General features: G+C 66.3%; 1 protein-coding gene (running past one end of the window). It reads left to right on the forward strand.

Features of this window, described 5'->3' with window-relative positions; all coding sequences use genetic code 11:
- Positions 1-13,143, forward strand: the 5' portion of a protein-coding gene (locus EXN22_RS13855; RefSeq protein WP_130264595.1) for a non-ribosomal peptide synthase/polyketide synthase. Its footprint extends 9,207 nt past the window's final position; only the first 13,143 of its 22,350 coding nucleotides appear in the window; it begins with the start codon at positions 1-3; its stop codon lies beyond the right edge, outside the window.

Below are 13,143 nucleotides of genomic sequence, written 5' to 3' on the forward strand. Positions count from 1 at the left end.
ATGCTCTTCAGCGAACTGATGGCTGCGCTCTCCACCCATGCAATCCGACTCCAGCGTGAAGACCAGGACCTGATTGTCCTGGGCGACGACCAAACCCTGGACGACAACCTGTGGGAGGCACTGTCGCGGCACAAGCCAGCGTTACTGGCCATGCTCGCTGAACAGGATGACGACTGGTTGAGCCCGGCGTTTCGTATCACTCCGGACATGCTGCCGCTGGTCGACCTCGACCAGGCCGCGATCGATCGAATCGTCGCCAGCGTCCCGGGTGGGGCGGCGAACGTCCAGGACATCTACCCCCTGGCGCCGCTGCAGCAGGGCATGCTCTACCATCACCTGGCAGCCGGCGACGGTGATCCGTACCTGTCGCAAGTACAGCTGCGCTTTGCCAGCCGCGAGCACCTGGAGGCTTTTGCCGCCGGCCTGCAGTGGGTGATCCAGCGTCATGACATCCTGCGTACTGCGCTGCACTGGGAGTACCTCGACGCGCCGGTGCAGGTGGTCTGGCGCGAGGCGCAGCTGATGCGCGAGGCCGTTGCCGTGGACGGCGCCCAGGCGTTGGCGCAGTTGTGCAGCCGTTTTGACCCCCGGCACTACCGCCTGGACCTGCATCAGGCGCCGTTGATGCAACTGATGCATGCCCGCGGCGAAGGTGAGGCGTGGGTGGCATTGCTGTCGTTCCACCACACCGTGATGGACCACACCGCGCTGGATATCGTGCGCCGCGAAATTCACGCGCACCTGACCGGTGAGACTGCCCAGCTGGCGGCGCCGGTGGCGTTTCGCAATGTGCTGGCCGAGGCGCGCCTGGCCCTGGACGAGCAGGCCCATGAGGATTTCTTTACCCAGATGCTCGCCGACATCGACGCGCCGACCCTGGCGTTCGGCTTGCAAGACAAGGGCGATCAGGCGCTCGAAGAGGCGCGCCTGAGCCTGGCACCCTCACTCAGCCGCCGCCTGCGCGAGCAGGCCCGGCAACTGGGGGTGAGTCCGGCAAGCGTGCTGCATCTGGGCTTCGCCCGCCTGCTCGGGCAGTTGTCGGCCCGCCAGAGTGTGGTGTTCGGCAGCGTGCTGCTGGGGCGCATGAGCACCGGCGCCGGTGGCGATCAGGCGTTGGGCATGTTCATCAATACTCTGCCGCTGCGCGTCGATTTGGGCCAGCACGGCGTGCGTGATGCCCTGCTGACGACCCACCGGCGGCTCAGCGCCTTGCTCGGCCATGAACAGGCCTCGTTGGCGCTGGCTCAGCGTTGCAGTGCGGTCGCGGCGCCGACGCCGTTGTTCAACAGTTTGCTCAACTATCGCCATAGCGCGGGCGGTGATGCTGCCGAGATCATCCCGGTGGCACCGGGCATCGATATCGTCGGGGCCCAGGAACGTACCGACTACCCCTTGACCGTGAGCGTCGATGATCTGGGCGAAGACTTCCGCTTGAGCGTGCAGGCCCTCGCGCCATGGGGTGCCGAGCGCCTCTGTGGGCTGCTGGAACAGACATTGGCCAGCTTGGTCGAGGCCCTGGAACACACACCAGCGCTGCCTGTTCAGACGCTTGCAGTCCTGCCCGCGCAAGCGCGTGAACAGCTTGTGCACGCTTTCAATGCCACGGCCCAGGCCTACGCGCAGGGGCACACCGTGCACGCCCTGGTCGAGGCCCAGGCGCGCCGTGCCCCCGAGGCCGTAGCGCTGAGCCAGGACGGCCTGGCCCTGAGCTATGGCGAGTTGAACCGGCGTGCCAATCGCCTGGCCCACAGCCTGATCGAGCGTGGCGTGCAACTGGGCGATCGGGTTGCCCTGTGCCTGCCGCGCAGCGCCGAGCGGGTCATCGGCCTGTTGGCCGTGCTCAAGGCCGGTGCCGCCTACGTGCCGGTGGACCCGAACTACCCGGCCGAGCGTATCGCCTACCTGCTGGCCGACAGCGCGCCGACCCTGGTGCTGGCCGATTCGCGCATCGACGGGCTGGCGAACAACGTGCCACGGCTCGACCTCGACCAGCCGGGCGCCTACCACCTGGCCGATGACAATCCTCATGTGCCAGGCCTGTACGCGCAGCAGCTGGCCTACGTGGTCTACACCTCCGGTTCCACCGGCCAGCCCAAGGGCGTGATGATCGAACACCATGCCCTGGCCAACCTGGTGCACTGGCATTGCCAGGCCTTCGACGTGGTGGCCGGTACGCATACCGCAAGCGTCGCAGGCTTCGGTTTCGACGCCATGGCCTGGGAAGTCTGGCCGGCGTTGTGCGCCGGGGCCACATTGCACTTGCCGCCTGTGCACATCGGCAACGAGCATGTCGATGAGCTGCTCGACTGGTGGCTGGAGCAACCATTGGCGGTCAGCTTCCTGCCCACGCCAGTGGCCGAGCAGGCCCTGCGCCGCGAGCGTCAGCATCCGACGCTACGCGCCTTGCTGATCGGTGGTGATCGCCTGCGCCAGTTCGAACGCGACCCGGGCTTTGCCGTGATCAACAACTATGGCCCGACCGAGACCACGGTGGTTGCCACCTCCGGACGCGTAATGCCGAACGGCACGCTGGATATCGGTAGGCCCATCGCCAACACCCGCGTGTATGTCCTCGACGAGGGCCTGCAACCGGTGCCAGTGGGGGTTACCGGCGAGTTGTACATTGGCGGCGCACAGGTAGCACGGGGTTACCTGAATCGCCCCGAACTGACGGCAGAGCGTTTTCTCGACGACCCGTTCAGCGATGCGCCGGGTGCGCGCATGTACCGCAGCGGCGACCTGGTGCGCTGGAATGCCGATGGCACCCTGGACTATCTGGGCCGCAACGACGACCAGGTGAAGATCCGCGGTGTGCGGGTCGAGCTGGGCGAGGTCGAGGCAGCCTTGGCTATGCAACCGGGCATCGACGATGCTGTGGCACTGGTGCGCGGTGAGCGGTTGCTGGCCTGGTTTACCGAAACTGCGCCGGTCGACCTTGATTCGTTACGTCAGGCCCTGCAAGCCAAGCTACCGGCGCACCTGGTGCCGCAGGCGTTCGTGCGCCTGGAACTGTGGCCACTGACCAGCCACGGCAAGCTCGACCGTCGCGCGCTGCCGGATCCAGACCCAGCGGCGCTGCTTGGTCAGGCCTATGAAGCACCGCAGAACGATGCCGAAGCGACCATGGCTGCAGTGTGGGCCGAAGTGCTGGGGGTCGAGCGGGTAGGGCGCCATGACAACTTCTTCGAACTGGGTGGTCATTCGCTGCTGGCGGTGACCCTGGTCGAGCGCCTGCGCAAGGCCGGCCTGCTTATCGACGTGCGGGTACTGTTCGCCCAACCGACCCTGGCCGCGCTTGCCGCTGCGGCCGGCGGCAGTCGCGAGGTGGCGGTGCCGGCCAACCGGGTGCCGAACCATGCCGAGCGCATCACCCCGGACATGCTCAGCCTGATCGAGCTGAGCCAGGCCGATATCGAGCGTATCGTTGCCACTGTGCCGGGTGGCGCTGGCAACGTGCAGGAGATCTACCCGCTGGCGCCCCTGCAGGAGGGCGTGCTCTATCATCACCTGAGTGCCGAGCACGGCGACCCCTACCTGTTGCAGACCCGCCTGGCCTTCGACAGCGTCGAGCGCTTGCTGGCCTGGGCCGGAGCCTTGCAGCAAGTGATCGATCGCCATGACATCCTGCGCACCGCAGTGCTCTGGCAAGGGCTGGCACAGCCGGTTCAGGTGGTCTGGCGCAACGCCGAGCTGGCCGTGATCGAAACCGACACGCTGCCGGACGAGCCGAGTCTGGACCTGTCCCAGGCACCGCTCACGCGCCTGTACTACAGCCTGGACCCGGTCAACCATCAGGTGCTGGCGATTTTGCTGTTCCATCACCTGACCCTCGACCACACCGCCATGGACGTGGTCGCCGGCGAAATGCGCGCGCTGCTGTTCGGCCAGGCGCAGACCCTGCCGGCCGCCGTGCCCTATCGCAACTATGTGGCCCAGGCGCGCTTGGGCGACCAGGCCGGCCACGAAGCGTTCTTCCGTGAAATGCTCGGCGACGTCGATGAGCCGACTTTGCCGCTGGGTCTTGCCGATGTGCAGGGCGACGGTCGCAGCATCGACACGGCTTACCAGGCGCTCGACGTCGAAGTTGGCCTGCGCCTGCGCAGCCAGGCGCGTCAGCTCGGGGTCAGCGCCGCGAGTCTGATGCACCTGGCCTGGGCGCGGGTGCTCGGGGTACTTGCCAACCGTCGCGACGTGGTCTTCGGCACCGTGCTGATGGGCCGTCTGCAGGGCGGTGAAGGCGCCGACCGGGCGCTGGGCATGTTCATCAATACCTTGCCGTTGCGGGTCGACACGGGGGCCGCAGCGCGTGTTGCGGTACGCGCGACCCACCGCAGCCTGTCGGCATTGCTCGGCCACGAGCACGCACCCCTGGCCCTGGCCCAGCGCTGCAGCGGCGTGGCGGTGTCCTCGCCGTTGTTCAGCGCCTTGCTCAACTACCGCCACACGGCCGACGATGCGCCACGCGAAGGTGAGGGCATCTGGGCGGGCGTGCGCCTGCTCGGTGGCCAAGAGCGCAGCAACTATCCGTTGACCCTGAGTGTCAACGACCTGGGTAAAGGCTTTAGCTTCAACGTACTGGCGCTGCCGGGTATTGGCGCGCAGCGGGTGGCCCAGTGGATGGCCAATGCTGTGGAGCAACTGTTGCAGGTGTTGGAGCAGGGGCTGGAGACGGCAGTCGATGGTTTGCCGATCCACGATGGCGATGAACGTCGGCAACTACTGGAAAACTTCAACTCAACGACACAGGCATTCCCTCAGGTGCACACTGTGCACGCCCTGGTCGAGGCCCAGGCGCGCCGTGCCCCCGAGGCTGTGGCGCTGAGCCAGGACGGCCTGATCTTGAGCTTCGGCGAGATGAACCAGCGCGCCAACCGCCTGGCCCACAGCCTGATCGAGCGTGGCGTGCAACTGGGCGATCGGGTTGCCCTGTGCCTGCCGCGCAGCGCCGATCGGCTCATCGGCCTGTTGGCCGTGCTCAAGGCCGGTGCCGCCTACGTGCCGGTGGACCCGAACTACCCGGCCGAGCGTATCGCTTACCTGCTGGCCGACAGCGCGCCGACCCTGGTGCTGGCCGATTCACGCATCGACGGGCTGGCGAACAACGTGCCACGGCTCGACCTCGACCAGCCGGGCGCCTACCACCTGGCCGATGACAATCCTCATGTGCCAGGCCTGAACGCGCAGCAGCTGGCCTACGTGGTCTACACCTCCGGTTCCACCGGCCAGCCCAAGGGCGTGATGATCGAACACCATGCCCTGGCCAACCTGGTGCACTGGCATTGCCAGGCCTTCGACGTGGTGGCCGGTACGCATACCGCAAGCGTCGCAGGCTTTGGTTTCGACGCCATGGCCTGGGAAGTCTGGCCGGCGTTGTGCGCCGGCGCCACATTGCACTTGCCGCCGGTGCACATCGGCAACGAGCATGTCGATGAACTGCTCGACTGGTGGCTGGAGCAACCACTGGCAGTCAGCTTCCTGCCCACGCCAGTGGCCGAGCAGGCCCTGCGCCGCGAGCGCCAGCATCCGACCCTGCGGACTCTGTTGATCGGTGGAGATCGCCTGCGCCAGTTCGAGCGCGACCCGGGCTTTGCCGTGATCAACAACTATGGCCCGACCGAGACCACGGTGGTTGCCACCTCCGGACGCGTAATGCCGAACGGCACGCTGGATATCGGTAGGCCCATCGCCAACACCCGCGTGTATGTCCTCGACGAGGGCCTGCAACCGGTGCCAGTGGGTGTTACTGGCGAGCTGTACATCGGCGGCGCACAGGTGGCACGGGGTTACCTGAATCGCCCCGAACTGACGGCAGAGCGTTTTCTCGACGACCCGTTCAACGATGCGCCGGGCTCACGGATGTACCGCAGCGGCGACCTGGTGCGCTGGAATGCCGATGGCACCCTGGACTATCTGGGCCGCAACGACGACCAGGTGAAGATCCGCGGTGTGCGGGTCGAGCTGGGCGAGGTCGAGGCAGCCTTGGCTATGCAACCGGGCATCGACGATGCTGTGGCACTGGTGCGCGGCGAGCGGTTGCTGGCCTGGTTTACCGAAACTGCGCCGGTCGACCTTGATTCGTTACGTCAGGCCCTGCAAACCAAACTGCCGGCACACCTGGTGCCGCAGGCGTTCGTGCGCCTGGAACAGTGGCCACTGACCAGCCACGGCAAACTGGACCGTCGCGCGCTGCCGGATCCAGACCCGGCGGCGCTGCTTGGTCAGGCCTATGAAGCACCGCAAAACGATGCCGAAGCGACCATGGCGGCGGTGTGGGCCGAGGTGCTGGGGGTCGAGCGGGTAGGGCGCCATGACAACTTCTTCGAACTGGGTGGTCATTCGCTGCTGGCGGTGACCCTGATCGAGCGCCTGCGCCAGCAAAGCCTGTCCACCGATGTACGGGTGCTGTTCAGCCAACCGACTGTCGCTGCCCTGGCGGCTGCGCTGGGCCAGGGGCGTCAGGTCGCGGTGCCGCAGAACCGAATTGCGGCCGACTGCACCCGTATCACCCCTGACATGTTGCCCCTGGTGACGCTGAGCCAGGCCGACATCGAGCGAATCATCGCCACCGTGCCGGGCGGTGCTGCCAACGTGCAGGACATCTACCCGCTGGCACCGCTGCAGGAAGGCATCCTCTATCACCACCTGAGCGCCGTCGACGCCGACCCCTACCTGCTGCAATGGCGTCTGGCCTTTGACAGCCCGGCGCGTCTGCAAGCCTTTGCCAACGCCCTGGATCAGGTCGTCGCCCGCCATGACATCCTGCGTACCACCGTGCTCTGGGACAGCCTGCCACAACCGGTTCAAGTGGTATGGCGCACCGTCCCCACTGTGCTTGTGGGAGCGGGCTTGCCCCGCGATCAACACACCGCCGTAGTAGACCTGAGTAGCGCCCCCCTGATCCGCCTGCACTACACCCAGGCCGTCGATACCCCGCGCATCGAAGCCACCCTGCAGTTCCACCACATCGTCCTTGACCAAACCGCCATGAAGGTCGTACTCGAGGAGATCGGCGACCACCTGCGTGGCCAGACGCCGCAGCACCCGCCGGTGCCGTACCGCAACTACGTGGCCCAGGCGCGCCTGGCCATCAGTGAGACCGAGCATGAGGCATTCTTCCGCGCCCAATTGGCGGATATCGACGAGCCAACCCTGCCCTATGGCCTGAGCGACCTTCAGGGCCAGGTCAGCAACTTTGAACTGGCCACCGTGCAACTCGACAACGCCCAGTACCTGCGCCTGCGCAGCCAGGCCCAACAGTTGGGCGTGAGCGCTGCCAGCGTGTTGCACCTGGCCTGGGCGCGGCTATTGGCGGCCACCAGCGGCACCGACAACGTGGTGTTCGGCACCGTGCTGCTGGGCCGCTTGCAAGGCGGCGCCGGCGCCGACCGTGGGCTGGGCATGTTCATCAATACCTTGCCACTGCGCCTGGACCTGGACGGCCTGGGCGTGCGTGAGGGCGTGCGTCTGACCCACCAGCGCCTGAGCGCGCTGCTGGCTCACGAGCATGCGCCCCTGGCCCTGGCCCAACGCTGCAGCGGCGTGGCCGCGCCAACGCCGTTGTTCAGTGCCATCATCAACTACCGCCATAGTGCCAGCGCCGCCGAGCAGGCGCTGCAGCGCGAGGCCCTGGAAGGCATCGAGGCCCTGCCCAGCGGCGGCCATGGCAACTACCCGCTAAGCGTCAACGTCGACGACCTTGGCGATGGCATGCGCATGACCGTGCAGGTAACCCCACAGGTAGGCGCGCAGCGGGTCTGTGAGCAGTTGCTGCAAGTGCTGAGCGGTGTGCTGCAGGCACTCGAGCAGCAGCCGCAGTCAGCGCTGCAGCAACTGCCACTGCAGGGGCCGGCAGAGCGCCAGCGCCTGCTGGTCGCAGCCAACGCCAGCGAGCAGCCCCATGACCTTCGGCAAACACTGCATGGGTTGTTCGAGGCCCAGGTGCGGCGCACGCCGAACGCGGTAGCGGTGGAGGGCGAGGAGGGTGCGTCAAGCTATCGTCAGCTCGACGATCAGGCCAACCGCCTGGCCCATCACTTGATTGGCCTGGGGGTCAAACCGGATGACCGCGTGGCGATCTGCGTCGAGCGCGGGTTGTCGATGCTGGTCGGCCTGCTGGCCATCCTCAAGGCCGGTGGCGCCTATGTGCCGCTCGACCCGAGTTATCCGCCCGAGCGTATCGCCCATATGCTCAAGGACAGTACGCCGCTTGCAGTGCTTGCCCATGCCACCACCCGTGAGCTGTTGAAGGCGTGGCAAGGGCAACTGATCGACCTCGATCAGCCCGTCTGGGAGAAGCAACCCAGCAGCACACCACAGATCCCGGTGCTGAGCGCCCAAAACCTGGCCTACGTGATCTACACCTCCGGCTCCACCGGCCTGCCCAAAGGCGTGATGGTCGAGCACCGCAACGTGGTCAACCTGGTGCACTGGAGCGCGCGCCTGTTCCCGGCGTCGCCTGGGGCCGCGGTGTTGCACAAGACCCCGAGCAGTTTCGATGCCTCGGTCTGGGAGCTGTTCTGGCCGCTGTGCAGCGGTGTGCGCCTGGTGTTGGCGCGGGCTCAGGATCCGCACGATCCACAGTACCTGGTGCAATTGATCCAAGCGCGTCAGGTCAGCGTCGTGCAGTTCGTCCCGGCCTTGCTGCAGCAGTTCCTTGACGCGCCGCAGAGTGAGCGCTGCACCGGCCTGAGCGATATCGTCTGCGGCGGTGGCGAGCTGACTGCGGCGTTGGCTGCGCAGGTGCGTCAACGCTTGCCCGGGGTGCGCCTGCACAACGTCTACGGCCCCACCGAGACCACGGTCGATTGCAGCGTGTGGACCCTTGCGCCCAGCGAGCCGGTGCCGCCGGGCGCGCTGCCAATCGGCAAACCGATCGACAACACCCGGTTGTATGTCCTGGACCGCCATGACCGGCCAGTACCCTGGGGCGTGGTCGGCCATCTGCACATCGGCGGCGCCGGGGTTGCCCGTGGCTACCTGGGCTTGCCGGCGCAACAGGCCGAACGCTTCATCGCCAGCCCCTTCGTCGAGGGCGAGCGCCTGTATCGCAGCGGCGACCTGGTGCGCCAGCGTGAAGACGGGACCCTGGAGTTTCTGGGCCGCAACGACCATCAGGTGAAGATCCGCGGCCTGCGCATTGAACTGGGCGAGATCGAGGCCTGCCTGATCCGTGTGGCCGGTGTCCGTGAGGCGGTGGTCATGGCCCAAGCAGATGCCAGCAGCGGGCCGCGCCTGGTCGCCTATCACAGTGGTGAGCCGCAGGATGCGGACACCCTGCGCCAGGCGCTACTGACGCAGTTGCCGCAGTACATGGTCCCGGCGCTGTACATTCACCTCGACACACTGCCCCTGACCAGCAACGGCAAGCTCGACCGCAAGGCATTGCCGTCACCTGAGGCAGCCTTGCAGCAGCGCCCGTTTGCGCCGCCCCAGGGTGAGACGGAAACCTTGCTGGCGCGCCTGTGGGCCGAGCTGCTGGGTGTGGCGCAGGTCGGTCGGCACGACAACTTCTTCGAACTGGGCGGCCACTCGCTGCTGGCCGTCAGCCTGACGGCGCGCCTGCGCCTGGAGGGCCTGCAGGTCGATGTGCGTACCCTGTTTGGCCAGCCGACCGTGGCCGCCCTGGCCGCCACCCTGGGTAATGATCGTCAGGTGACGGTGCCGCAGAACCGTATCCCTGACGGCTGCACCCGGATCACCCCGGACCTGCTCAGCCTGATCGAACTGGACCAGACGGCCATTGAGCGTATCGTCGCCAGCGTTGCCGGCGGCGCCGCCAACATCCAGGATATCTACCCGCTGGCACCGCTGCAGGAGGGCATTCTTTATCACCACCTGCGTGCTCAGGAGCACGATCCCTATGTGCTCTACTCGCGGCTGAACTTCGACAGCCTGGAACGTCTGCAGACCTTCGCCGCCGCCCTGGACCGGGTCATCGCCCGCCATGACGTGCTGCGCACCGTGGTGCTCTGGGACAGCCTGCCGCAACCGCTGCAAGTGGTCCTGCGCAACGTCCCCTCCGTGCTGGGAGCTACATCTGTGGGAGCGGGCTTGCCCCGCGATAGCTACACCCCGCCAATGGACCTGAGCACCGCCCCCCTGATCCGCCTGCTCTACACCCAGGTTCCCGGCGCCGCGCACATCGAAGCCACCCTGCAGTTCCACCACATCGTCCTCGACCATACCGCCCTGGAGGTGGTCGGCGAAGAACTCAATGCATACCTGCAGGGCGCCGCAGCACCTGCACATGCCCCGGTACCGTACCGCAACTACGTGGCCCAGGCGCGCCTGGGCATCAGCCAGGCCGAGCATGAGGCGTTCTTCCGCGAGCAACTGGCCGACATCGACGAACCGACCCTGGCCTACGGCCTGAGTGACGTACAAGGCGATGGCCGTGATCTGCAAGAAGTGAAGATGCCCTTGTCGGGCGAGCTTGCCGCCGGCCTGCGCCGCCAGGCGCGGGCGTTGGGCATCAGCGTCGCCAGCCTGTTCCACCTGGCCTGGGCGCGCCTGCTGGGCGCGGCCAGTGGCAAGCACAGCGTGGTCTTCGGCACCGTGCTGCTGGGTCGCCTGCAAGGTGGCGAGGGCGCCGAACGGGCGCTGGGCATGTTCATCAACACCTTGCCGCTGCGGGTAGACCTGGCAGGGGTAAGCCTGCGCGATGCAGCCCATGCCACCCACCAGCGCCTGAGTGCGCTGCTGGCCCATGAGCACGCTTCGCTGGCCCTGGCCCAGCGCTGCAGCGGGGTTGCCGCGCCGCTGCCGCTGTTCAGCGCCATGCTCAATTACCGCCATGGCGCACTGGCCAGCGCAGAACAGCGCAAGGCCTGGCAGGGCATCGAGGTACTCGAAGGCCAGGAGCGCACCAACTATCCCCTGAGCCTTAACGTGGACGATCTGGGCGAAGATTTCCGCCTGGTGGCCATGACGCCTGCGCAAGTGGGCGCGGCGCGGATTTGCGCGCAGATGGTCCAGGTGCTTGAGGCCATGGTCACGGCCCTGGAGCAGCAGCCGCAGTTGCCGGTGCAGCAACTACCGGTGCTCGAGGCAGCAGAACGACGCCGGGTGCTGCTGGATTTCAACAACACCGAGGTGAACTACGACCTCGGCCAGACCTTGCACGGCCTGATCGAGGCCCAGGTCGAGCGCACCCCGGATGCCGTGGCGGTGCGTGGCGAGGAGGGTGAGCTGAGCTATCGCCAGCTCAACCAGCAGGCCAACCGCCTGGCCCATCACCTGATCGGCTTGGGGGTCAAACCTGATGACCGCGTAGCGATCTGTGTCGAGCGCGGGTTGTCGATGGTGGTGGGGCTGTTGGCGATTCTCAAGGCCGGTGCGGCCTATGTGCCGGTGGACCCGGATTATCCGGTTGAGCGGATCCGTCACATGTTGGCCGACAGTGCGCCGGTTGCCGTGCTGGTGCATGCTGCCACGCGACATGTACCGGACAGCATCGGCATCATTGATCTGGACCTGCCGACCTGGCACGCACTGCCAGAGCGCAATCCGTGCCTCAACGGCCTGATGGCGAACCATCTGGCTTACGTGATCTACACCTCCGGCTCGACCGGCTTGCCTAAAGGCGTGATGAACGAGCATGCCGGTGTGGTCAACCGCCTGCTGTGGATGCAGGACGCCTATCAGCTGGGCAGCGATGACGTGGTGCTGCAAAAGACCCCATTCAGCTTCGACGTCTCGGTCTGGGAATTGCTCTGGCCGCTGCAGGCCGGTGCCCGGCTGGTCATGGCTCGCCCCGGCGGCCATCGCGACCCGCAGTACCTGCGCGAGATTATCCGTAGCGAAGGGGTCAGCACCTTGCACTTCGTGCCGTCGATGCTGGATGTGTTCCTGGCGGATGGCCACGTAGCAACTGAGCGACTGAAGCGGGTGCTGTGCAGTGGCGAAGCCTTGCCGGGCAGCCTGGTGCGGCGCTTCCACGCTCAATTGCCAACGGTCGAGCTGCACAACCTCTACGGTCCAACCGAAGCTGCGGTGGACGTCAGTGCCTGGCAGTGCAGCAGCGCACCGGACAATACGCCAATTGGCAAGCCGATTGCCAACACCACCTTGTACGTACTCGATGATCAACTGCAGCCGGTACCCCAGGGTGTGGCTGGCGAGCTGTATATCGGTGGCGTGCAGGTTGCCCGTGGATACTTGAACCGCGACGAACTCACCGCCGAGCGCTTTATCGATGACCCGTTCAGTTCACGTCCTGGCGCGCGGTTGTACCGCACCGGCGACCTGGCCCGGCACTTGGCCGACGGCAACCTTGAGTATCTGGGCCGCAACGATGATCAGGTGAAAATCCGTGGCTTGCGTATCGAACTGGGCGAAATCCAGGCCGGCCTGACCCGTTTGCCGGGCATCAAGGAAGCTGTGGTGATCGCCCGTGAACAACGCTTGATTGCCTACTACACCGGTGAACATCAGCCTGTGGAAACCTTGCGTGCCGCACTGCTCGTACACCTGCCAGAGTTCATGGTGCCCGCGCTGTTCATGCACCTGGACGCATTACCGCTCAGCCCCAATGGCAAGCTCGATCGCAAGGCACTGCCGCAGGTCGAGGTCGAAAACCGCGCGTTCGAGGCCCCCGAGGGCGAGACCGAAACCCTGCTGGCCGGCCTTTGGACCGAACTGCTGGGGGTGGAGCGGGTAGGACGCCACGACAACTTCTTCGAACTGGGCGGCCATTCGCTGCTGGCGGTCAGCCTGACCTCACGCCTGCGCCAGCTCGGCCTGCAGGCCGATATCCGCGTACTGTTCGGCCAACCGACCCTCGCGGCCCTGGCGGCAGCGGTGGGGCGCGAGTCCGGGGTACAGGTCCCGGACAATCGCATCCCGGCGCACTGCAGCCGCATCAGCCCGGACATGCTGCCATTGGCCGAGCTGTCGCAGCAGGCCCTCGATGGCCTGGTGGCACAGATCCCTGGTGGCGCGGCCAATGTCCAGGACATCTACGCCCTGGCGCCGTTGCAGCAGGGCATTCTTTACCACCACCTGGCCCGCGAGGGCGCGGACCCCTATGTGCTGCAGGCGCGCTTCGCCTTTGCCGGACAAGCCGAGCTGGATGCCTTTGCTGCGGCCCTGGACAAGGTCATCGAACGCCACGACATACTGCGCACCAGCTTCCATTGGCAAGGG

The sequence above is a fragment of the Pseudomonas tructae genome (assembly GCF_004214895.1).
Lineage (GTDB): Bacteria > Pseudomonadota > Gammaproteobacteria > Pseudomonadales > Pseudomonadaceae > Aquipseudomonas > Aquipseudomonas tructae.